Annotated in this window: 26 protein-coding genes; 15 read left to right on the plus strand and 11 right to left on the minus strand. The window is 65.0% G+C overall.

The genetic code is table 11. The annotated features are described in order from the left end of the window. Positions 1-70 precede the first annotated feature (70 nt). Positions 71-1,525, plus strand: coding sequence for a purine-cytosine permease family protein (locus tag D6M19_RS12015; protein ID WP_123025438.1), 1,455 nt, complete (start codon positions 71-73; stop codon positions 1,523-1,525). 44 nt (positions 1,526-1,569) lie between these two features. On the opposite strand, the gene D6M19_RS12020 is transcribed toward D6M19_RS12015, so the two are convergent. Next, complete coding sequence (locus D6M19_RS12020) at positions 1,570-2,523, minus strand: hypothetical protein (protein WP_206428505.1); 954 nt, start codon at positions 2,521-2,523, stop codon at positions 1,570-1,572. 25 nt (positions 2,524-2,548) lie between these two features. Between D6M19_RS12020 and D6M19_RS12025 the strand changes: the two genes are divergently transcribed. Next, entirely contained in the window at positions 2,549-3,328 is a 780-nt protein-coding gene (locus D6M19_RS12025) for an adenylate/guanylate cyclase domain-containing protein (RefSeq protein WP_123025439.1), read from the plus strand. On the opposite strand, the gene D6M19_RS12030 is transcribed toward D6M19_RS12025, so the two are convergent. Continuing rightward, positions 3,325-4,035, minus strand: a complete 711-nt coding sequence (locus D6M19_RS12030; protein ID WP_164478446.1) for a class III extradiol ring-cleavage dioxygenase family protein — start codon at positions 4,033-4,035, stop codon at positions 3,325-3,327. The genes D6M19_RS12025 and D6M19_RS12030 overlap by 4 nt on opposite strands. Positions 4,036-4,410: 375 nt before the next feature. Between D6M19_RS12030 and D6M19_RS12040 the strand changes: the two genes are divergently transcribed. After that, positions 4,411-5,397: a hypothetical protein gene (locus D6M19_RS12040; RefSeq protein ID WP_123025442.1), complete on the plus strand. Its 987-nt coding sequence runs from the start codon at positions 4,411-4,413 to the stop codon at positions 5,395-5,397. Between the two features lie 564 nt (positions 5,398-5,961). On the opposite strand, the gene D6M19_RS12050 is transcribed toward D6M19_RS12040, so the two are convergent. Continuing rightward, the gene (locus tag D6M19_RS12050; protein ID WP_123025444.1) at positions 5,962-6,123 is read right to left on the minus strand and encodes a hypothetical protein; all 162 of its coding nucleotides are present in this window, start codon (positions 6,121-6,123) and stop codon (positions 5,962-5,964) included. A 27-nt stretch (positions 6,124-6,150) separates the two neighbouring features. Here D6M19_RS12050 and D6M19_RS12055 point away from each other — a divergent pair, with 27 nt between their 5' ends. From D6M19_RS12055 to D6M19_RS12065, 3 genes are read left to right on the plus strand one after another with little or no spacing between them, the layout of a single operon-like run. Next, positions 6,151-6,846, plus strand: a complete 696-nt coding sequence (locus tag D6M19_RS12055) for a guanylate cyclase (RefSeq protein WP_123025445.1) — start codon at positions 6,151-6,153, stop codon at positions 6,844-6,846. Positions 6,847-6,865: 19 nt separating this feature from the next. After that, entirely contained in the window at positions 6,866-7,270 is a 405-nt protein-coding gene (locus D6M19_RS12060; protein WP_123025446.1) for a hypothetical protein, read from the plus strand. Between the two features lie 32 nt (positions 7,271-7,302). Continuing rightward, positions 7,303-7,803, plus strand: coding sequence for a nitroreductase/quinone reductase family protein (locus tag D6M19_RS12065; RefSeq protein WP_123025447.1), 501 nt, complete (start codon positions 7,303-7,305; stop codon positions 7,801-7,803). 6 nt (positions 7,804-7,809) lie between these two features. Here D6M19_RS12065 and D6M19_RS35165 read toward each other — a convergent pair whose 3' ends face one another. After that, on the minus strand, positions 7,810-8,475 hold the full coding sequence (locus D6M19_RS35165; RefSeq protein WP_327389787.1) for an LmeA family phospholipid-binding protein: 666 nt from the start codon (positions 8,473-8,475) through the stop codon (positions 7,810-7,812). Between the two features lie 548 nt (positions 8,476-9,023). Between D6M19_RS35165 and D6M19_RS12075 the strand changes: the two genes are divergently transcribed. Then, complete coding sequence (locus D6M19_RS12075) at positions 9,024-9,269, plus strand: hypothetical protein (RefSeq protein ID WP_123025449.1); 246 nt, start codon at positions 9,024-9,026, stop codon at positions 9,267-9,269. Positions 9,270-9,338: 69 nt separating this feature from the next. Then, positions 9,339-9,734, plus strand: a complete 396-nt coding sequence (locus D6M19_RS12080; protein ID WP_123025450.1) for an HNH endonuclease — start codon at positions 9,339-9,341, stop codon at positions 9,732-9,734. Between the two features lie 105 nt (positions 9,735-9,839). On the opposite strand, the gene D6M19_RS12085 is transcribed toward D6M19_RS12080, so the two are convergent. The 4 genes from D6M19_RS12085 to ychF form a co-directional block, all read right to left on the minus strand. Continuing rightward, entirely contained in the window at positions 9,840-10,586 is a 747-nt protein-coding gene (locus D6M19_RS12085; protein ID WP_123025451.1) for a class I SAM-dependent methyltransferase, read from the minus strand. Then, positions 10,576-10,983: an ester cyclase gene (locus D6M19_RS12090; protein ID WP_123025452.1), complete on the minus strand. Its 408-nt coding sequence runs from the start codon at positions 10,981-10,983 to the stop codon at positions 10,576-10,578. The genes D6M19_RS12085 and D6M19_RS12090 overlap by 11 nt, the downstream gene beginning before the upstream one ends. A 417-nt stretch (positions 10,984-11,400) precedes the next feature. Next, positions 11,401-11,829 carry a hypothetical protein gene (locus D6M19_RS12100; protein ID WP_123025453.1) on the minus strand — a complete coding sequence of 143 codons (429 nt, stop codon included), beginning with the start codon at positions 11,827-11,829 and terminating at the stop codon, positions 11,401-11,403. 120 nt (positions 11,830-11,949) lie between these two features. Further along, on the minus strand, positions 11,950-13,029 hold the full coding sequence (gene ychF / locus D6M19_RS12105) for a redox-regulated ATPase YchF (RefSeq protein ID WP_123025454.1): 1,080 nt from the start codon (positions 13,027-13,029) through the stop codon (positions 11,950-11,952). Positions 13,030-13,160: 131 nt separating this feature from the next. Between ychF and D6M19_RS12110 the strand changes: the two genes are divergently transcribed. Beyond that, complete coding sequence (locus tag D6M19_RS12110; RefSeq protein WP_327389788.1) at positions 13,161-14,216, plus strand: DUF6542 domain-containing protein; 1,056 nt, start codon at positions 13,161-13,163, stop codon at positions 14,214-14,216. A gap of 10 nt (positions 14,217-14,226) precedes the next feature. On the opposite strand, the gene D6M19_RS12115 is transcribed toward D6M19_RS12110, so the two are convergent. Continuing rightward, a complete protein-coding gene (locus tag D6M19_RS12115) occupies positions 14,227-15,228 on the minus strand; it encodes a 4-hydroxy-3-methylbut-2-enyl diphosphate reductase (protein ID WP_123025456.1) in 1,002 nt (333 codons plus the stop codon). 174 nt (positions 15,229-15,402) lie between these two features. On the opposite strand from D6M19_RS12115, the gene D6M19_RS12120 reads away from it, so the two are divergent. From D6M19_RS12120 to D6M19_RS12135, 4 genes are read left to right on the plus strand one after another with little or no spacing between them, the layout of a single operon-like run. Continuing rightward, positions 15,403-15,957, plus strand: a complete 555-nt coding sequence (locus D6M19_RS12120) for a lipid droplet-associated protein (protein WP_123025457.1) — start codon at positions 15,403-15,405, stop codon at positions 15,955-15,957. 56 nt (positions 15,958-16,013) lie between these two features. Next, positions 16,014-17,189 carry an exodeoxyribonuclease VII large subunit gene (gene xseA, locus D6M19_RS12125; protein WP_234834827.1) on the plus strand — a complete coding sequence of 392 codons (1,176 nt, stop codon included), beginning with the start codon at positions 16,014-16,016 and terminating at the stop codon, positions 17,187-17,189. After that, positions 17,186-17,398 carry an exodeoxyribonuclease VII small subunit gene (locus tag D6M19_RS12130; protein WP_123025459.1) on the plus strand — a complete coding sequence of 71 codons (213 nt, stop codon included), beginning with the start codon at positions 17,186-17,188 and terminating at the stop codon, positions 17,396-17,398. Before xseA ends, D6M19_RS12130 begins: the two co-directional genes overlap by 4 nt. Positions 17,399-17,449: 51 nt before the next feature. After that, positions 17,450-18,574 carry a 3-beta-hydroxysteroid dehydrogenase gene (locus D6M19_RS12135; protein WP_206428506.1) on the plus strand — a complete coding sequence of 375 codons (1,125 nt, stop codon included), beginning with the start codon at positions 17,450-17,452 and terminating at the stop codon, positions 18,572-18,574. A 5-nt stretch (positions 18,575-18,579) separates the two neighbouring features. Here D6M19_RS12135 and D6M19_RS12140 read toward each other — a convergent pair whose 3' ends face one another. Both D6M19_RS12140 and D6M19_RS12145 read right to left on the minus strand, forming a co-directional pair. Beyond that, positions 18,580-18,858 (minus strand): DUF1876 domain-containing protein, encoded by a 279-nt coding sequence (locus D6M19_RS12140; protein WP_123025461.1) that lies wholly within the window; start codon positions 18,856-18,858, stop codon positions 18,580-18,582. An 86-nt stretch (positions 18,859-18,944) separates the two neighbouring features. Then, positions 18,945-19,403 (minus strand): DUF5994 family protein, encoded by a 459-nt coding sequence (locus tag D6M19_RS12145; RefSeq protein ID WP_123025462.1) that lies wholly within the window; start codon positions 19,401-19,403, stop codon positions 18,945-18,947. Positions 19,404-19,758: 355 nt separating this feature from the next. Here D6M19_RS12145 and D6M19_RS12150 point away from each other — a divergent pair, with 355 nt between their 5' ends. Both D6M19_RS12150 and D6M19_RS12155 read left to right on the plus strand, forming a co-directional pair. After that, positions 19,759-21,303, plus strand: a complete 1,545-nt coding sequence (locus tag D6M19_RS12150) for an arylsulfatase (RefSeq protein ID WP_123025463.1) — start codon at positions 19,759-19,761, stop codon at positions 21,301-21,303. A 2-nt stretch (positions 21,304-21,305) separates the two neighbouring features. Continuing rightward, entirely contained in the window at positions 21,306-22,235 is a 930-nt protein-coding gene (locus D6M19_RS12155; RefSeq protein WP_123025464.1) for an HAD family hydrolase, read from the plus strand. Positions 22,236-22,258: the final 23 nt, after the last annotated feature.

Here is a 22,258-nt window from a genome sequence, read left to right on the forward strand (position 1 = left end):
ATCCCGATTCTTATTGAACACTACATCAACACTATTGAGCTACCCGTCAACAAGTCGAATCGAGCAGCCCATGACCGCAACACTGCCTGCGCCCGCCGCCGAGCCCACCGAGGACCGCGTCGGCGCGATCGAAGCCGCAGGCGTCGAATACCTGCCCGAAGAGGCCCGCGACTCCGGGCCGCGCAACCTGTCGGCGGTGTTTCTCGGCGCCAACCTGACCTGGACGAACGTCGTCTTCGGCGCCTTCGCGATCCTGTTCGGCCTGAGCTTCTGGCAGACCGTCGCCTCGATGGCCGTCGGCACCGCGCTCGGCACTCTGGCAGTGCTGCCCACCGCGATCATCGGGCCCCGCACCGGCACCAACATGACCGTCTCCAGCGGGGCCTTCTTCGGCATCCGCGGCCGGTTCATCGGATCCGGTCTTGCCCTGGCGATCGCCCTCGCCTTCGCAGCGGTCACGGTGTGGACCAGTGGCGACGCCCTCGTCGCCGCCGGGCACCGCCTGCTCGGCACGCCGGACAGCGACCTCGTGCACGCTGTCGCATACGCTGCAGTCGCGGCGTTGATGGTGACCGTCGCGCTCTACGGCCACGCCACTATCGTCGCCATCCAGAAGATCGTGGTGCCCGTCGTCGGCGGATTGATGATCCTCGGGGTATTCGCGTTCGCAGGCGGCTTCGACCCCAGCACGTCGGGCGGCGAGTACGCATTGGGCGGCTTCTGGCAGACCTGGGCGCTGTCGGCGGTGCTCTTCGCCGCCGCGCCGATCTCCTACGGGCCGACCATCGGCGACTACACCCGGCGCATCTCGTCCATCCGGTTCAGCGACAGGCAGATCTGCACGGCGTTGGGCATCGGGATGTTCATCGGGGTGCTGCTGCCCAGCCTGTTCGGCGCGTTCACCGCGCTGGCGTTCGCGAACCCGACCGACTCCTACATCGACGACCTCGTCGCAGCGTCGCCCGCCTGGTACGTCCTGCCCATCGTGGTGATCTCGTTGTTCGGCGGCATGAGCCAGGGCGTGCTGTGCGTCTACGCCAGCGGCCTCGATCTCGAGGGGCTGGCGCCACGGATGAAGCGGACGCAGACCACGATCATCACCGCCGCCGTCGCCATCGCCCTGCTGTATGTCGGCGTGTTCGTGTTCGACGCGATCGACTCGGTGACCGCCATGACGGTGGCGCTCAATGCCGTCATCACGCCGTGGGTGGCGATCCTGGCGATCGGCGCCCTGCGCACGAAAGCCTATGACCCCGTTGACCTTCAGGCGTTCGCGGATGGCCGACGCGACGGCCGGTACTGGTTCGTCGGCGGCTGGAACATGCCTGCGGTCGTCGCATGGGTGGTCGGTGCCACGTTCGGGCTGCTGACGGTGAACACCACGCTGTATGTCGGACCGCTTGCCGATATCGCCGGCGGCGTCGACCTGAGCACGATCGGCTCGGCCGCCCTGGCGGCGTTGATTTACCTCGCCTCCCCCTCCCCCGCGAGCAGACGCAAAAGTCCCCCAATCGAGGGCATTTAGGGGCACTTTGCGTCTGCTCGCCGGGAGAACTCTCGCCGGGAGAACTACGCCAACAGCGGCACGTCGGCGTTGCGGGCATCGGTGAGTATCTCGAACATCGCCCGCCGGGTAGCGACCAGCTCCCGGCGGGCACTCCCGCTGCCGGACAGTCGAATACGACAGGTCGCAAGCGCGGAGTTGTAACAGAACTTCGAGTCGCCGTCGGTATCGGTGTAGGTCAGCCCGATCACGTCGGGCGGCTCGGCGGTGATCTCGCCGTCCACCGTCACATCGTCCACGCGGGCCCCGAAGGACCAGCTGAACGGCAGGTACTCGGCGCGCGTATGGCGGGTCGCCAGCACCGAGCGCACTGCCACCTCTCGCCCGTCGTGCCGGAGCACCAGAAGCGTGGCGGCAGGCAAGGAAATGGGACCGACCGCGGCGTGCGCGGTCACGATCTCCAGGCTCGATCCGGGCGCCCCGTCGAATCCGCACACCTGACCGAATGCATAGGCGGGTGTGTGGCGGCGGCCCCAGTTGTGGTTGACGCTCCCGGTCCAGCCGTCCACCTTCAGGTGGACGTCGTCGAGTTCGACGCTGCCGTCGAACCGTGCGAGTGGATGGCGAACCATCGTCTTGGCCGTCGGGAACTTGGCCTTGTACCCGCGGTCGGTGAGTAGTTTGACCGCCGCCTCATCGCCCGGCGTGATCCGCAGGTCCCACCGCGCCGACCGGCCCGCGCCGTCCACCGACCCACGTGCCGACCGGTCGTCGATGGATGTCGCGCCGATGCGCGCGGTCCAGGTGTCGTACTGGTAGTCGGACTGGTCGATCGGAAATGGCTGCTTGAGCGCCCGATTGCCTGCCCCGTCGGGGTCGAACACCATCACCCACGAGTCGGCGACCGGCGCCCCCGACGTCGGCAGCAGCAGCGTCGAACGCAGCCATATCGCCTGCGCACGACCGGGATCATTGGCGCGGATGAATCTGCTCTCGTAGTAGGGCGGGTGCGGCTTCACAGGACCAGCATCCAATACTTGAGCGGTGACAAGTACGGAGATCGCCACCTACGTGCTGGCGGTCGTGGCCGCAGCCGAGGCCGTCGTGATCGTCGTGCTGGGCGTGCAGCTCAACCGCGCCCGACGCGAGGCCGACGAACTGCGCAGCCGCGTCGACACCCGCAACGCGCTGCTGTCCGGCGGCCGGGAGGCCGTCAAGACGATGTGGCAGACGGCCAACATCATCCGCAAGGAGGGGTTCGGCGCCGCGGTTGCCTCCTCGATCGAGGACCTCGCCGACTGGGCCGAGGTGGAGCGGCCCGACCTGGCAAGGCTGGCGCCTGACGGCAAAGTCGCGATCCTGTTCTCCGATATCGAGGAGTCCACGGCGCTCAACGAGCGCATCGGCGACCGAGCCTGGGTCCGCCTGATCGGCAGGCACGACAAGTTGGTCCGCCGGTATGTGAAGAGTCACTGCGGCCACGTGGTGAAGAGTCAGGGCGACGGGTTCATGATCGCCTTCGCCGAACCGGAACAGGCGGTGCGGTGCGGCATGGACGTACAACGGGCACTTCGGCGGCGCCCCAACGGGATCCGGGTGCGCATCGGCATCCATACGGGCAAGTCGGTGCGGCGGGGCGACGACCTGTTCGGCAGGAACGTCGCGATGGCCGCGCGGGTGGCTGCGCAGGCCGACGGCGGCCAGACTCTGGTCAGCGAACCGGTTCGCGAGGCCGTCGCCTGCGATGACATCTCATTCGACGACGGCAACGATGTCGAGCTCAAGGGGTTCTCGGGCAGACACCGCCTGTATGCGGTCACCTAGGGCGCGGTCTGCGCCTCGATTTCCCACGCCAGCTTCTCGCCGAGGCGAGTCAAGTCCAGCAGGCAGCACCATTCCCACATCGCGGTTTCGTCGTACCTATCGACGTAGAAGGCGCGAATACGACTCAACGCCACCTCCAACGAGCAATTCCACGGCACCAGGCCATCTGCGTTCTTCTCGATCTGCCCGATCACCGCCAGTTCCTCTTCCACCAACTCGGCGATCAATTGCAGAGTTCGCTGCTGAACCACCTCGATCGGCACATCAGGGCTGACCTCTTTGACACGCCAGTGGATCTGACCCAGTTCGACCCAATCAATCGTGCCGTAAAGGAGGACCTCCCGCGCAGCATCCAGCAGGGGCCAACCGAATTGCTTGACAGCGCTATCCGGCGACCTCTCCTTCTTCGTGACCGGAACTGCGTTCGCCGCAAGTCGGCCCGCCTCGGTCAGCTGCAACCAGGTTTCCTGTGTGCCGTCGAGTAGGTCGTTGTGGGGATCCGACCGCTTCACAAACCCCGACTCGGTGCGGTCCCCCACGACCGCGAGCCCGTCGCGGAGCAACGCGCGCACCAACTCCGACGTCACCTCCCCGATGGCCTCCGGCGACCGATCGGGATCCTCCCGATATGCGAGATTGCGCACCGCCTTCAACCCAAACAGGCCCCTCTGCGTCCGGAAAAGCACTTCATCACGTAGCCATGACACGGCCCCAACGCTACCGGTGCTTGTACCGGCCCCTCGCGGCAATTCTGCGCGCTCAACACCCGCTGGCCTGCCTTAGATTGGGTGAATGGCGTCAATCCACGTCGATCCTGCGGCGCTGCGCGACGCGGCTGCCAAAATTGACGCCGTCGCGGCAACATTCACCGGGACGGGCGCACCTTCGTTCGCCGTGAAAAGTCCGCAGTCAACGACGGCCGCTGTCAAAGCCGCCCTTGACGCTGCCGCGGAGGCCGAGCGGGCCATCGCGACCCGTTTGCGCTCGACCGGGAGTGCCATGTCCGCCAGCGGAACTGCCTTTGCCACAGCCGAACGCGCGTCCACAGCCGCCCTCGTAGCCGTACCGGACGCCCGGTAGACATGGCCGCCACAACCGGCGGCGCGATGCTGCGTTTATCGGAGATCCAGTCGTGGGACACCGAACACCTCACCGCGGCCGCGGGGTGGTGGGATGCGACCGCTTCCCGCTGGGAAGACAGGCTCTCCGAAGTCGTGCGCCACTCATACACGCCGGGCGGGAGCATCTGGGAAGGCGCCGCGGCCACCGCCGCCCAGGAACGCGCACTGGCCGATCGCACGACGGTGAGTGCCACCGCTCACCACCTTCGCGCGACGTCGGCAGCTGCGCGTGCGGGCGCCGAAGCGCTCGCATCGGCGCGCCAGCAGACACTGGCCGCGGTGAATGCGGCGCGGGCGGCTGGTTTCCACGTTGGCGACGACCTCAGCGTCTCCTACGACGACGACGGGACGCCCGCTTCTGAGGCGAAGCGCGCGCAGGCCACGTCAATGGCACGCCAGATCTGGCACAGCGCAGAACAACTCGCCGCGACGGATCATCGGGTTGCAGAACAGATCAAGAAATCGTCCGACGGTGTTCAGAGCCTTGACTTCGGGATCGGCGGCGGTCCTCCGTTGACTCCCGTCGATGGAAAAGGACCGCACAACGCCGATGACGTCTTCAAGATTGTCGACCCGCTTCCTCCCGGTAAGCGGCCGCACGTTCGTGAGCTGCCAACGTCCGATCAAATCCGAGCGCTCTACGACTGGCTGACGCAAAACGGTGCACCAGCCGCACCGAGCACGTACAACGGCGTCGAAAGCGTTCTCGATGACGGCACGCGAATCAGCCTGCGGGAAGAAAGCCGGTCAGAGGGCACGACCGTCGACATTAATTTCGGTGACGGGCGGGCGCCCATGAAAGTCCATCTGCCCAGAGACGGTGAAGAGCCGCAGCCCGCCCCCGAATCCGGAAACCCCGGCTTCTGGGAAACGGTCGGTGGGATCGGTGTCGCAATACTCGGCGGAATCGGATGGGTTGGCCAACATGCTGCCCACCCATTCAGCTGAACGAGCCGAAACTATTGCGACGCCGAATCATCCGGGCATCCGCTGTTGCCCGCCAGCACCCACCGGCACCACGATCGGTGTAGCTGCAAGGACACCGCACGAACCGGACAGTTCAGGTACACGACCATGAGGAGTACAAGCGCGATGCGCGAGCTGCTCGTCATCGATCCCGCGAAGACCGTCGCACTCACGATCTACCTACAGCGCGACTTCCTGGACCCATCGGTCGCGAGGGCACCCGCCGCCGCCCACATCGCCGAGCGGGTGGTCGCAAATATCGCGACGATGCTCCAAATGTGCCGTGAATCGGGCATTCCCGTTGTGGACTGCTATGTCAGCCGTCGCCCCCAGGAGGCGGCTCTCGGTGGACACCATGCGCCGTACTCAGCCGCGGGTTCCGCCCGATGCTCATCGAGGAGTGTGTCCGCCAGCATGCGCGGCGACGACCGTCACCAAATGGCGCTCGAACTGATGGCAGGCGGCGTGGCGGGGTGCTTACCATGGGGCAGTTGCACGAGAAACTCGCCCTCGCACACGCAGCCACCGCGACCGCCTGAGCGGGCGTCAGCCCTTCTTTTCCGACTCCGCCAATCGTTCGTTCAACTTCGCCCGAATGTCTTCGGGTGTGTAGGCGTTGCGGCGCCGCTGATCGCGTGCGACCAGCGCACCGCCGGCCACCACACCGGCGACACCGGCCAGTCCAACCCACTTCCAGATGCTGTGCATGACCGCCAGTGTGCCTAAGCTGCGGCTGTGGATGCGAACACGGTCACCCTCGCGCGCGCCCTCGACGAGACCCGCACCGGGGATATCTGGCTGTTCCGGGGCGATTCGAAGCCGGATCGGGCGATCCAGACGATGACCAATGCGCCGGTCAACCACGTCGGGATGACCGTCGCGATCGACGACATGCCGCCGCTGATGTGGCACGCCGAACTCGGTGACAAGCTCCTCGATATGTGGACGGGCACCAACCACCGCGGTGTTCAGCTCAATGACGCACGGGCGGCCGTCGAACGCTGGATCAACAATTACGGCCAGCGCTGCTGGTTGCGCCAGCTCACCCCCGACGCCACCCGTGAGCAGGAGGACCAGGTGCTCCGCGTCATCGCACGCATGGACGGCACACCGTTCCCAAGCACGGCACGGCTCACCGGCCGGTGGTTTCGCGGCCGGGTTCCGACAGCGGCCGACTGGACCAGGGGTATCCCGTTCTTGGACAATAGGGTTCGCGAATCTGCTCGACGCAGGAAGGCCGAAGAACGCCAGGTCGGGTTGGAGACTGCGTACTGCGCAGAGACCGTCGCGATCACCTACGAGGAGATGGGGCTGCTGACGACCGAGAAGCACTCCAGCTGGTTCGACCCTGGCAAGTTCTGGAGCGGCGATCTGCTGCCGCTGACAGAGGGATTCAAACTCAGCGACGAGATCGCCGTGGTACTCGGTTAATCACTGATAGCTTCCAGGCATGCGCCTGACGAATGCTTTCTTCGCCAACCACGCCGAAGTGGTCGACGACATGCTCAACGTGACCGGCGGGTGTTGGAATTCAACGACCGTCGCCGACGGTTCGACGGCCTTTGCCACCCGTTGCGTCGTCTTCTGCGAGGTCACCCGGCAGGACCGGGGTAAGGAATTCGTCCTGCACATCGACGCGGCAGGCCCGTCGGGTCAGGAATGGACGCCTGCACGATCCTCGACTTTCACAGTGCCCAGCAAGATCGCGTTCATGGTGACGCCGACGATCACGCTGCCGGTCGAGCCCAACGGCGGGATGCACGTCTACACCGTCCGCCTCGAAGATCACCCGGAGCAGATCACGCTGCCGCTGCACGTTCAAGTGGTGGCCGGCAGCGCGTTCCCCAGTCACTGAATTGCCGAATCGAGTACCCGGCGCGTCCGCCCATGCCGCTTCACTACGTGGATCCGACCAAGAAGCACGGCCACTTGTACCGGGCCATGGAGGGCTGGAGCCGTTCTCGTCCCGGGCAGTTCGTAGCGCGCCGCCTTTTCCCTCGCATCGACCCGTGGTTGTTCCGTGTGACCGGCGGTCGCTATCCGTGGATCCTCGGCACGATGTCGACCGCCCCCTTGGTCAGCACGGGCGCCAAATCGGGTCTAGGGCGTGAGCATCAACTCACCTACTTCCACGACGGACCTGACCCGATCCTGATCGCCTCCAATTACGGCGGAACGCAGCACCCCCAGTGGTACTACAACCTCAAGGCCAATCCGCAATGCGAATTCGGCGACGAGCCCTTCATCGCAGAGGAAGTCACGGAATCCGCTGAACACGCCCGCCTGTTTGGACTGGCCGAACAGGTTTACAGCGGTTACGGCGACTACCGGGGGAAGGCGGCAGCCGTCGGGCGCACAGTTCCCGTCTTCCGGTTGATATCGCGCTAGCCGGTCCTACAGTCGCGCGAAGCAGGGGTTCGCGTCCTCTTTGGGGATCGACGCGTTCTGGCTGGAGAACTTGCCGACGACTCCGGTGTCGGTGACTTCGACGCTGTCGGCGTGGATTCCGAGCGGATAATTGTCGTTCAGTTTCTTCGTCAGATCGTTCAACGCCGTCTGCACCGCGTCCTTCGGCAGCGGCCCGGTGACGTCCAGTACCTCGAGGTTGAGATCGCCGTCGGTGACAACGGGTTTGGCCGTGACGCTGTTCTCACCGGCGTCCACGATGATCGTGCCTGCGGCCGGGTCGGTGCGCACACCGGTGATCAAGCTCCCAACAGCGGGAAGGTTGGCTGCCAGCGTGTCCTTGATACCTGCGGACTTCCACGCGAGCGTCGCGGTCAGCGACCCAATGGTGCCCTTGGAGTCCCCGGTATCCCGCAGTCGTACATCTGAGACGGTCACGTCGGCGGTCATCCCGTCCGCGTCTTGAACGCGCTTCCCGGCGGTGGTGACGGAGATGTTGGTGTAGTGGCCGGTGATGTGCTGCCAGAGAAACGGCGGGTTGACGCCGTAGGAGATGGTGACGCCGTCTTGCACAACGCATTCCGCGACGTCGACAAGGACGCCGTCGGCTCGGTGGCGGGCGTAGAGCTCGCCACCCGCCAGTCCGCCTGCCACCAGAGCGACGATGATGACCGCGATCAGGATGATTGACTGCCGGTTGAAAAATCCCCTCCCGCGCCGCTTCTTGGCATCCGGTGGTTGCGCATCAGGCGGCGGAGCGGGTTGTGAGCCGCCCGGAGGCGGCGGGGGCGGTGCTGCGCCTGGCGGCGGTTGACCACCGCGCAGTGGTGGCGGCGGCCGGGTGCCGGTAGGCGGCGGTGGCCGGGTGCCGGCTGGCGGCGGCGGCGAACGGAATTTTTCTGTGGGTGCTGCATCGGGAGGCTGCCTGCGCGCACGGATCTGCTCGGTAGGCGGTTCGGGTGCTCGATCCGGGCGCGGGATCCTCCGCGTTGCGGGGTCCTGGTGCGGGTTTCCCCTGCCTTGCCGACCGGGCCCCCCGGGGCGTTGCGGCGGCGGCGTGGTCACCTGCGCGATTCTGCCTTATCGAGCCGGATACATCGTGCCAATCCCGACGAGTACCGAAGTACCCATGTTGAGACGTCCGACGGCCTCTACCGTCGGATCGACAGTCCAGTCGCAGCCGGAGCAGCAGAGGAGGGCTCATGACAGGCCTGATCGCGCCGATCATCACCATCGCGGTGATGGCGTTGTTCGTGGCGGCATGGGTGTTCTACCTTCGCCGCGTCCGGCAGGGCCGCGCCGACCCCGTCGTCGATCCCAGCTGGCCCAGCAATTTGAGGCCCATGCCCCGACGCTTGCACGACCCGGCGAGCCAAGACCCGGAACACAGCCTGTACATCGAAACCAACGAACCTGCGCTGAGGCGTCGCGAGGCCGATTCGGACTGAGCCTCCCGGCCTACGACACGCCGACCTTCAACACGCCCGAGCGCGCCAGCAGCCGCCATAATTCGGCCTGTGCCGTCCAGGAGTCCGACCCGCTCGAAGCGGTACGCGCGCCGCCGCAGGCGCCGCATCGCGTCGAAGGTGCACGAACTCACCGATTCGCAATGGGACGCACTGAAAGTGGCGTGGAGCGGCTGCGCATACTGCGGTGCCACGGCGACACCGCTGCAGAAGGACTGCGTGCTGCCCATTTCGCGCGGCGGACGCTACGAGGTCAACAACGTCGTACCCTGCTGCCGCTCGTGCAACACCAGCAAATGCAACGCCGAAGTGACAAGCTGGATGCGGCGCAAGAAGCTGGACGAACGGGCATTCCTGTTGCGGCAGGCCGAAATCAGCGCGTCGCTCGCGACGCAAACGACGGAAGATGTCGCGCAGGCCGAGTGTGACGACGACGTGCCGGCCTGAGATCGCCGGTGTCTGCCTTCCGTAGGCGTGGTTCACGCGATAACGGATTACATAACGTCCGCATGTCATCGCGACGCTGTGTCGCGGGACCCGACCACGTCGCGCTCAAACCATCCCCCTCGCGGCCCATGCGGCGGCAGTGACGGTGAACGGCCCATTGCCAAGACGTTCGCGAGCCACCGATTCCAGACGTGCACGGCCATCGCCATCGAGTCGCTGAACATAGTCACCCGCAGGGCCGACACCGTAGGTGTAGGGCTGCCACCACTGCTCGAAGGTCGGATGCACGACATCGACGACGATCGAATCCTCTGCGACATCACGGAGGCCGGCGCTCTCGAACAGTTCAGTCAGGTGCCCCGCGTGCGCGCCGGACAGCAGCGCTTCGTCCTCGGCGTCAGGGTCGATCACGTGAACCGCGTTCCAGAACGGCGCCAGTGCGCCGGTGGGCCCATCCCACACGCAGGCGGCAACGACGCCGCCGGATTGAGTGACGCGCCGCATCTGCCTGACACCGCCCACCGGATCGGTCATGAAGTGCACCACCAATTGCGCGAGCGCAGCGTCGAAAGCCGCTGTCTGGTAGGGCAATTCCTCGGCGGTGCTCTGCCGCACGTCGAGATCCGGGAAGCGGGCACGGATCGCGTCGACGAACGGCGGTGAAGGATCAATAGCCGATACCTCCGCCCCCAGCGAGAGCAAGTGCGCCGTCAGCGCGCCGGGCCCACAACCCACGTCGAGTACTTTGTCGCCCTCGCCGACCCCGGCGAATGCCGCGAAGACTTCCGCGAGAGGCTCGGCATATCGGCCCATGAATCGGGTGTAGGCGTCCGGTGCGACGTCAAAACTCACCAACAAATGCTACGTCTTGGTCGCGAATGGCCTGCTTGTCGATCACCGACCACACTTCCACGATCCGCCGATCGTCGAACCTGTAGAAGACGTGTTCGGGGAACGAGACCTCCCGACCTGGCGGCTCGAATCCCAAAAACGCGTGCCGCGGGTTGCACCGAAAGTAGAGGCGGCACGCCACAATGTGATCATCGGCGAGAAGCAGTTCGGCGTGAAACTGCAGATCCGGGATCGCGTGGACGTCGGCTTCCAACATCGCCCGGTAGTCGGCAAGGGTCATGCGTTTCCCGTTGTAGGACAGTTCGTCGGCGACGTACTCGCCGAGCCTCGGCCATTGCCGCTCGTTCAAGCATTCCAAGTAGCCGCGATAGGCAGTCAGCAGAACGTGTTCAGTCATCACATCCCTCTTCGCTTGGTTAGACGTTGAACGGGACTCGACCCTATTGCGTCATCGGTAAACGTCACCACGATGCGCAATGTGAACAACGCCGACCACGACACATGCGAAGACCTGACTAGAGCACCGAAACTCGCCCCGCCGAGCCGAGTACCGCCCCTCCAACTGACCGCGAAGTGGTCTGCCTGCTCGTTGCGGGTCCTCTGCGAGCGGTCCTCGAATGAACTCCCAGCACGCCTGAGTCGGGCTGGCATGTCGATCACCGTTTGCCTATTGGGAGCCGCCGGCTTCGGCGCTGTCACCGAGTTCTTCTCGGCGTTCACATTTCGAGGGTGGGTCTGCTACGCCTGATCAACCCGAAGCCGACTTCGTCCTAGACGTTGAAGCGGAACTCGACGACGTCACCGTCTATGCGCCCTACTCCGGACCTTCCAACAAGTGGGCGTAGGGGTCACTGGCGGCACCGACGGACTCAGGCATCGGATAGTAGGTCTTGATGAGCAGATTCCCGTCATCGTCCCACGCGAACGTCTCGATGCTGTAAGCCATTTGAACGTTGGGCTCCGCGCCAAAGTGATTCTCGCAGACCCACGCCATCTCGTTGCCGTTCACCTGGACGGTGATCATCTTGATCTTGAGGATCGACTGGAACATGTCGAACGCCTCCGAGGTCGCGGCGGCGAAGCCATGCTTCTCCTCCGTACCGACCGGGTCGAACATCCGGACCTCGCCCGGGCAGATCGTTCGCCACGAGGCCACCCACTCGTCTTTCTTCCCCGCGTTCCACAACTCGGCGTGCTTCGCTGCGTGCGCCAGGCGAGCCTTGCGGGTCGGGACACCACTCATGACTTCGCCTCCAATGGCGCACATCAGGCAGAAAACATTGACTGGTCTATGAAATCACGTCCGCGTCCGGCTTCTGCACCTGGGATGTTCCGCGCGCTAAGCAGCGGTTACTGCTTCGTCCTAGACGTTGAAGCGGAACTCGACGACGTCACCGTCGGCCATCACGTAGTCCTTGCCCTCCATCCGGACCTTGCCCGCCGCCTTGGCCGCGGCCATCGACCCGGCCGCCATCAAGTCGTCGTAGGAGACGATCTCGGCCTTGATGAATCCCTTTTCGAAGTCGGTGTGAATGACCCCGGCGGCTTTGGGCGCGGTGTCGCCCTGATGGATCGTCCACGCCCGTGATTCCTTGGGCCCGGCCGTGAGGAACGTCTGCAGCCGCAGTGTGTGAAAGCCGGCCCGGGCCAGTGCGTCGAGGCCGCGCTCGGTCTGACCGATCGACTCAAGTAGTTCGGCGGCCGACTCGTCGTCGAGCTCCTGCAGCTCGGCCTCGATCTTCGCGTCGAGGAACACCGCGTCGGCCGGGGCGACCATCTCCCGCAGCGCGGCGACGCGGTCGGCATCGGTGAGCACGTCTTCGTCGGCGTTGAACACGTAGAGGAACGGCTTGGTCGTCAACAGGTTCAGCTCGCGCAACAACGCGGTGTCGATCGACTTGCCCGCGGCGAACAGCGTCTTGTCGCCGTTGAGGATCTCCTGGGCGGCCAGCGCGGCCTCGTACCCGGGCCGACGCTCCTTGTGCGTGCGGGCTTCCTTCTCGAGCCGCGGCAGGGCCCGCTCCAGCGTTTGCAGATCGGCCAGAATTAGCTCGGTCTCGATGATCTCGATGTCGGACTTCGGGTCGACCCGGCCGTCGACGTGGGCGACGTCGTCGTCGGTGAAGACCCGCACCACTTGGCAGATCGCGTCGCTTTCGCGGATGTTGGCGAGGAATTTGTTGCCAAGACCTGCGCCCTCCGAGGCGCCCTTGACAATGCCGGCGATGTCGACGAACGTGACCGGCGCATGCACGATCTTTTCAGATTCAAACATTTTCGCGAGCTCGTCCAGCCGCGCATCCGGCAGCGGCACGACCCCCTCATTCGGCTCGATCGTCGCGAAGGGGTAATTGGCAGCCAGCACGTTGTTGCGTGTCAGGGCGTTGAAGAGCGTTGACTTACCCACATTCGGCAGACCAACGATTCCTAGGTTCAAGCTCACAGAGAGCCAAGTCTAGGAGACAGCCTCGGGCGCGCCCGCGAGCGCTGTCAGCCACTTCCAGCCGAAGCCGGTACGGTCAACATGTGCCAGGACAGCGCGCGAGGTCTGCGGTAGCGGCCGAGCATCGCTCCATGATCCCCACGATTCCGGGTGTGCCGTCGTGGGGTGCGCTGCTGATCGCGGTCACCTTCACCGCAATCGGCTTCGCGTTCGACGCCGGTGCCGGCGGCAAAGAGTTGACGCTCGTCTTTGCTGTCGCCTACGCCGTCGGTTGCGTAGCCGCCGTGGTGGCAGTGCGGCAGTCCGGCGTCTTCACCGCGGTCATCCAGCCCCCGTTGATCCTGTTCGTCTCCGTGCCCGGCGCATACTTCCTGTTTCACGGCGCCACGATGGACGGCGTCAAGGATCTGCTCATCAACTGCGGCTACCCCTTGATCGAGCGCTTCCCGCTGATGTTCTTCACCACGGCCATGGTGCTGCTGGTCGGGCTGGTCCGCTGGTATGTGGGCATGTCGCGGCGTCGTTCGGCGCCCGTGGAAACCGCTGCGACCGAAGGCCCGCTCTCGGCGGTGACATCCAAGATCGCGGGGCTTCTCACGCGCGACGCCGATACAGAGGACGCCGCCGATGAGGTGCCTGCATCGCGGCGCGACAGGCAGCACTCGATCGACCGCAGCGCCAGGACTGCGAAGTCGGCTGCGGCCGCCACCCGGACACGCAGCGGGCGGCCGGTCAAGCGCACGCAGCCGTCGCGCTCGCGACATAACCGGCCGCCGGAGACCGAGATCATCGAGCCCGTGGCCGAGCGCCCGCGTCGGCCGCGCACCGCCCGGCGGAGCACAGAGCCGACGGTGCCCCCTGTCGAGCCGCGGCGTCGTTCCCGTTCGTCGTCGACGCGCGAACCCCGCAAACAACCGCCGCCGACCGAGCGCCGGTCGTCGTATCAGCGACCCGATCGGCACAGCCGGTTCGACGGCTTCGAACCGTTTGAACCGCATGGAACGAACGGGGCCAACGGCTCGAATGGATCCAGCGGAACCAACGGATCGCGCAACGGCAGCCATCACCCGATCTCTCGGGTGCGGTACCGCGGCGCCGATGACGGTGAGCAACGTTCGCAGTATCGGGCCCGCCCGCGCACCTCGAGGCCCAAGCACCGGGCCGATGCCTGGGAGTACGACGTCTAGCTGCCTGCCCTCAGCGGCGGGCTGGGCGGATCTCGCGCGGCAGCGCGAAGACCAGCGTCTCATTGGCGGTGGTGACCGGCTGCACCGTGTCGAAGCCATATTCGGCGAGCCGGTCCAAAACGCCGCGGACAAGGATCTCGGGGACCGACGCGCCTGAGGTGACGCCGACGGAGGTGACGCCGTCCAGCCAGGCCGGGTCGATGTCGTCGGCGTAGTCGACCAGGTAGGACGCATCGGAGCCTGCGCCCAGCGCCACCTCGACCAGCCGCACCGAGTTCGACGAATTGCGCGAGCCGACGACGATCACCAGCTGGCATTCCGGCGCCATCGCCTTCACCGCGACCTGGCGGTTCTGGGTGGCGTAGCAGATGTCATCGCTCGGCGGATCCTGCAGCGTCGGGAAACGCTCCCGTAGCCGCCGCACGGTCTCCATCGTCTCGTCGACGCTCAACGTCGTCTGTGACAGCCAGATCACTTTGTTCAAGTCGCGGACCGTGACGGCATCGACGGCCTCCGGGCCGTCGACGAGCTGCACATGGTCGGGCGCCTCACCTGCAGTTCCGACAACCTCTTCGTGGCCTTCGTGACCAATCAGCAGAATGTCGAAGTCGTCGCGCGCGAAGCGTTTTGCCTCGTTGTGCACCTTGGTCACCAGCGGGCACGTCGCATCGATGACCTGGAGCTTTCGCTCGGCGGCCGTGGTGTGCACCGTGGGGGCGACGCCGTGGGCGGAGAACACCACGATCGCGCCTTCGGGGACCTCGTCGGTTTCCTCGACGAAGATCGCGCCGGCCTTGGCCAGCGTGTCCACCACGTGCCGGTTGTGCACGATCTCGTGTCGGACGTACACCGGAGCGCCGTGCTTTTCCAGCGCCCGCTCGACGGTCTCCACGGCGCGATCCACGCCCGCGCAGTACCCGCGGGGCTCGGCCAGCAGTACCCGCTTGCCTGCCACGCCGCTCGACGCCGAGCTCGAAGCGCCCGGAATCCCCATGTCGATAGTTGGCGGCATGGGTCCCAGGGTACTGACCCTCGCTGCCGGGAGTGAACCCCGAGGTGATGTCGGCATAACCTCACATCAGCTGCGTTGGCGTCGGATGCCGCAGAACTTTGACATCGGCGATCGACGGATTCAACGCGCAGCGCTTCGCTTTGACATCAACGATGGTTGAGGCAGGCTAGTGCCATGGCTACTGCACCGTATGGGGTCCGTCTGCTGGTAGGAGCGGCGGTAACGGCTTTCGAGGAAACACGCAGGCTTCCGCAGACCATCCTCACCTATCCGATGACCGTCGCCAGCCAGGTCGCACATCTCGTGATGAAGGTGCAGCAGGACGTGGCCGATCTGGTCAACAGGGGTGACGAGACGCTGGAGAGCCTGTTCCCGCCAAAGGATGAGCAGCCCGAATGGGCGACGTTCGACGAGGACGTCAGCGACGAGGCGCCTGCGCCGTCGGTCCTGGACGGTGAACGGCTCACCGAGGGCAGGTTCGCGCTGTTCACCGGCGGTGAACCGGATACCCAGGTCGACGGCTCACCGACCCCCGCGGCAAGCGGCCAGCCGGAGGTCGTCAAGCGCCTGGACTACGAGACGCTGACGCTGGCCCAGTTGCGCGCGCGGCTGTCCTCGCTGCGTGTCGCCGACCTGGAAGAACTGCTGAGCTACGAGGAATCCACCAAGTCCCGCGCCCCGTTCCAGACCCTGCTGGCCAACAGGATCACCCGCGCGACGGCCAAGTGAGCGCTGACGACCGAGGCCAGTCCGCGGACAATCCATACCCCGTCCGCACCGTCGCGATGATGGTGAAGGACTGGATCGAGAAGCTCGGAACCGTCTGGGTCGAGGGGCAGATCGCGCAGCTCTCCCTTCGACCGAACACAAGCACGGCGTTCATCACGCTGCGTGACCCCGCAGCCGATATGTCGCTTTCGGTGACCTGCCCACGTGACCTGGTGATGAATGCCCCGGTCAAGCTCTCCGAGGGCACCCAGGTGATCATGCTGGGAAGGCCGAATTTCTTCGTAGGCCGCGGCACGTTCTCGTTGCGGGTCAACCAGATTCGCGCAGTCGGTGTCGGTGAACTGCTCGCTCGGATCGATCGGCTGCGCAAGCTACTCGACGCCGAAGGGCTGTTCGATACACGGCTGAAGCGGCCGATTCCCTTCCTGCCCAATACCATTGGCCTGATCACCGGGCGTGCCAGCGCCGCAGAACGAGACGTCATGACGGTCGCCGCAGGACGCTGGCCCGCCGTCCGCTTCGCGGTCCGCAACACGGCCGTTCAGGGTTCGAACGCCGTGCCCCAAATCGTCGAGGCCTTGCGCGAACTGGACGCCGACCCGGCCGTCGACGTCATCGTCGTCGCTCGCGGTGGCGGCAGCGTCGAAGACCTGTTGCCGTTCTCCGACGAGACGCTGTGCCGTGCGATTTCGGCGTGCACCACGCCAGTGGTCAGCGCCGTCGGGCACGAACCCGACAACCCGCTGTGCGACCTCGTCGCCGACGTGCGGGCGGCCACGCCGACCGACGCCGCCAAACGCATCGTTCCCGACACCGCCGCCGAGCAGGCGCTGGTGCTGGATCTCCGCAGGCGTAGCGCGCAGGCGCTGCGCAACTGGGTACATCGCGAGCAACATCACCTGAGCCAGCTGCGCAGCAGGCCGGTGCTGGCCCAGCCGCTGGCCGCGCTGACCACGCGGGCCGACGAGATTCACCGCGCCAGGGCGGCCGCTCGTCGCGATATCAGACGGCTGGTGACCGCCGAGTCGGAGCGCGTCGGCCATCTGTCGGCCCGGCTGTCGACGCTGGGACCTGCCGCGACCCTGGCCCGTGGCTACGCGGTGGTGCAGGCGGTGACGGCCGTGGGCGAAGCCGCGGTGGTGCACACCGTGGCCGACGCGCCCGCCGGGACGCGGCTGCGAGTACGGGTGTCCGATGGGGCCGTAATGGCGGTCAGCGAAGGAAGTCAATGAAGCCTATTAGTCAATTGGGCTACGAAGAAGCCCGCGATGAACTGATCGAGGTCGTACGTCAGTTGGAGCAGGGCGGGCTGGACCTTGATTCATCGCTGAAACTCTGGGAAAGAGGCGAAGAGCTGGCACGGAGATGCGACGAGCACTTAGCTGGAGCCCGCAGGAAGATCGAGGATGCGCTCGCCGCCGCCAACGACGACGAAAGTTGACAACAAAAACGTTTTTGGCCCTGGGGGTCGAAACTGGAACACGTTTCATTTATGCTTTCGGGCATGGGTGATTCAACGCTGACGACTGATCTTGGCCGTGTGCTTGTCACCGGCGGATCCGGCTTCGTCGGGGCTAACCTGGTAGCGGAACTGCTCGAGCGGGGCCACCAGGTGCGCTCGTTCGACCGCGCGCCGTCCCCGCTGCCCGAGCATCCGCGGCTGCAGGTCGTCGAAGGCGACATCTGCGACAGGGACACCGTCACGGCCGCCGTCGACGGCATCGACACCGTCATCCACACCGCGGCGATCATCGATCTGATGGGCGGCTCATCGGTCACCGAGGAGTACCGTCAGCGCAGTTTCGCGGTGAACGTCGGCGGCACGGAGAACCTGGTGGTCGCCGCCCAGGCGGCCGGGGTGAAACGGTTCGTCTACACCGCGTCCAACAGCGTGGTGATGGGCGGCAAGCGAATCTCGGGCGGCGACGAAACCCTGCCCTACACCGAGCGTTTCAACGACCTCTACACCGAAACCAAGGTGGCCGCCGAGCGTTTCGTGTTGTCGCAGAACGGCTTTCGCGGGATGCTGACCTGCTCGATTCGACCCAGCGGAATCTGGGGCCGTGGCGACCAGACCATGTTCCGCAAACTGTTCGACAGTGTGCTCGCCGGACACGTCAAGGTCCTGGTCGGCGGCAAGCACGCCAAGCTCGATAACTCCTACGTGCACAACCTGATTCACGGGTTCATCCTGGCCGGCGAGCACTTGGTGCCCGGCGGGACCGCACCGGGACAGGCGTATTTCATCAACGACGGTGAGCCGATCAACATGTTCGAGTTCTCCCGCCCCGTCGTTGAGGCATGCGGGCAGCGTTGGCCCCGGCTGCGCATCTCGGGTGCATTCGTGCGCTGGCTCATGACGATCTGGCAGTGGCTGCACTTCCGTGTCGGGTTGCCCAAGCCGCCGTTCGAACCGCTCGCGGTCGAGCGCCTCTACCTCGACAACTACTTCTCGATCGCCAAGGCGGAGCGCGATCTCGGCTACCGCCCGCTCTTCAGCACTGAGCAGGCGATGCGCGAGTGCCTGCCCTACTACGTCGAGCTGTTCGACCGGATGAAGGCGGATACGCAGGAAGTGCCTGTGAAGGCGGTCAGTACGGGCAGCCCGGCGGGCTGACCACCTCAGCTCATCAGGTGGACGGGGTGCCTCGTTACGGCCTCGATCCGTGATCCTGCCCGGTGCAGCAGATCCGTGCCAAGCGAGATCAGCGCTCTAGCCGCAGCGATCTCCTCGCCGATCATCGGCTGACTGAGGTCCCTGGGATTGCGGTAGGCATCACCGATCGCGGTCAACGTCTCGCCATCACCGAGGTGAGCGCGGACGGTCGCATGTGTATGCGTGTCACTCTCGTCGAACTCGATGTCGAGGTGCCAAGAGTCGTCCAGAGATTTGTCGTGCATGGTGTCACCTTCCCGCGTCCCGCCTACAGAGTGCTACGACTCTCGGCTGCGCACCGGAAAATGGCAGGCTTTGCTACCGCCGGGCGCTACAACCTGGCCGCCGGATCGGGTTCTGCGGCAAACCGGTCTACCAGATGTCGCAGCACCGCTACGCTCATCGCCCCGGTTGCGTTGCTGACTGCGCTCAGGACGCGCCCGACGGCGGCGCCGGGCACCGCGGGCGGCACGACGAACAGCACCGCATTCCGCGCATGCGTGCCCATCAGGTAGATCGTGTCGTTGGCGACCAACGTGTACGGGTCGACAGTGGTCAGCGCGGTGCCACGAATGATTCGCGAGGGTGCTGCGGGCCAGAGGCTCGGGTCGTAGACCACCCGCCGGACCGGGCCGATCGACATCCCGAGGACAGCGACGAGGTCGGGTAGTTCGGATCGCAGATCGCAGCTTTGCGGCCACCACGCGCCGTCCACGGCACCCGGAATCGCCGCGCGGTCGCAAAACGCAAGCCTGGCGGGACTCGGCGAGGGGGAGGCGATCGGCACCATGGTGCGGTGCTCCCGTCAGCTAGGTGAGCAATCGCAGACGGTGACCAGCGAACCGGAGACGCGAGGAACCTACGACTTGCTAACGATAACAGCGCAGAAAAAATCGCCGGGTGGCGATTATGACGGTTTGGCAATTATTGAGTGCGAGGAAGCCGAAGCCACCAAACAACCGAGACTGCAGGCATAAAGTCCAACCCGCACAGTTGATTCGGCCGGGGCTCGAAGAGGGGGCGCATATGTCTGACGGCAAAGTTCCTAAAGACGTTCCAACAGGCTGCCCCCGCATCCACCGGCCACTTCCGGTGTCGAACAGGCGATCGAAAAGTTGCACGAATTCCGAGCGAAGGACTAAACCATGCCTAACTCCAAACCGAATATTCTCGTCATCTGGGGTGACGACATCGGAATCTCCAACTTGAGCTGCTACAGCCGCGGAATGATGGGCTACTTCACGCCCAACATCGACCGGATCGCCGACGAGGGAATGCTTTTCACCGATTCCTATGGCGAGCAGAGCTGCACCGCTGGCCGGTCGTCGTTCATCACCGGCCAGAGCGTCTACCGCACCGGAATGAGCAAGGTGGGGATGCCCGGGGTCGACATCGGGCTGCAGAAGGAAGATCCGACGATCGCCGAACTGCTCAAGCCGATGGGTTACGCCACGGGTCAATTCGGCAAGAACCACCTCGGCGACCTGAACAAGTACCTGCCGACAGCTCACGGCTTCGACGAGTTCTTCGGCAACCTGTATCACCTCAACGCCGAAGAGGAGCCGGAGAACGCCGACTACCCCACCGAGGAGGAAGCGCCGTTGCTGCGCCGGGCATTGTTGCCCCGCGGGGTGATTCACTCGTGGGCCACCGACAAGGATACCGGCGAGGTCGACGACCGCTACGGACCGGTTGGCAAACAGCGCATCGAGGACACCGGACCGCTGACCAAGAAGCGGATGGAGACGATCGACGACGAGACCACCGGCGCGTGCATCGACTTCATCCGACGCCAACACGAGGCGGACACGCCCTTCTTCGTATGGATGAACATGACCCACATGCATTTCCGTACGCACACCAAGCCGGAGAGCCTTGGTCAGTCCGGCCGGTGGCAGTCGCCCTACCACGACACCATGATCGACCACGACCGCAACGTCGGACAGCTGCTCGACCTGGTCGACGAGCTCGGCATTGCCGAGGACACCATCGTCGTCTACTCCACCGACAACGGCCCACACGCCAACAGCTGGCCCGACGGTGCCACCACCCCGTTCCGCAGTGAAAAGGCGACCAACTGGGAAGGCGCCTTCCGGATACCGGAGATGATCCGCTGGCCGGGAAAGATCAAGCCGCGTTCGGTCTCCAACGAGATTGTGCAGCACCATGATTGGCTGCCAACCTTTCTTGCCGCGGCCGGCGACCAGGACATCGTCGACAAGCTGAAAGCCGGCCACAAGATCGGCGATATGACATACAAGGTGCACATCGACGGCTACAACCTGGTGCCCTACCTGACCGGTGAGGTCGACAAGAGCCCGCGCCGAGGCATGATCTACTTCTCCGACGACTGCGACGTTCTCGGCATCCGCGCCGAGAATTGGAAGGTGGTTTTCCAGGAGCAGCGCTGTCAGGGCACACTCCAGATCTGGTTCGAACCATTCACTCCGCTGCGGGCACCGAAGCTGTTCAATCTTCGGACGGACCCGTTCGAACGTGCCGACATCACGTCGAACACCTACTGGGACTGGGTGATCGACCGGATCTATCTGGTGCTCTACGGTTCGGCGATCGCGACGCAGTTCCTGGAGACGTTCAAGGAGTTCCCGCCGCGGCAAACCCCCGCATCGTTCACGATCGACAACGCGGTCGAGGAACTCGAGCATTTCCTCTCCACCCGCGGTGGCTGAACGTGGCAGAACTCGCCTCCTGGGTCGAAGGGCTGACGAAGTCAGCGATCGTCGACTTCGTCGGTCGCGTCACATCGGCTGACGGGCCGGATCACGTCGCGCCAGAAGAACGTGTCGCGGTCTTCGACAACGACGGCACGCTGTGGTGCGAGAAGCCGATGTACATCCAGCTCGACTTCATCGTCCGCAGGCTCAGCGAGAAGGCGGCGGCCGATCCGTCGTTGGCTGCACAGCAGCCCTACCGGTCGGCGGCGACCGGTGACCTCGCCTGGTTCGGCGGCGCCATCACCAAGCACTACCAAGGCGACGACTCGGACCTGAAAGTCCTTGCAGGCGCGGTGATGTCCCTGCATGAGTCGATGAGTGTCGAAGACCACGCAGCACTGGTCAGCAAGTTCTACTCGGAGGCGAAGCACCCGACGCTGGGGCGCCCGTACCAGGACTGCACGTACACACCGATGGTCGAGCTACTTCGTTACCTGGAGGCCAACGACTTCACCTGCTACATCGTCTCCGGCGGTGGCCGCGACTTCATGCGCCCGATCACCAGCACGATCTACGGGATCCCGCCCGAACGCGTCGTCGGCAGTTCACAGGGGCTGAAGTTCGACGGCGCGGATGGCCATGGCGACCTGTTGATCCAACCCGCTTTGGACGTCTTCGACGACGGACCGGAGAAGCCGGTTCGGGTCTGGAACCGCATCGGTCGACGGCCAATCTTGTCGGCGGGCAACTCCAACGGCGACGACGAGATGCTGATGTACTCCGGCAGACCCGGTGCCGCGTCGCTCCGGTTGCTCGTGCTGCACGACGACGCGGAGCGCGAATTCGACTACACCGCAGGCGCGGAGCGTGCACTGGACCACGCCAAGCAGTTCGGCTGGACGGTCGTCAGCATGAAGAGCGACTGGGCGACAATCTTCAGTGACTGATCACACTGCGCCCAAACCGACGT

The sequence above is a fragment of the Mycolicibacterium stellerae genome (genome assembly GCF_003719305.1).
GTDB lineage: Bacteria > Actinomycetota > Actinomycetes > Mycobacteriales > Mycobacteriaceae > Mycobacterium > Mycobacterium stellerae.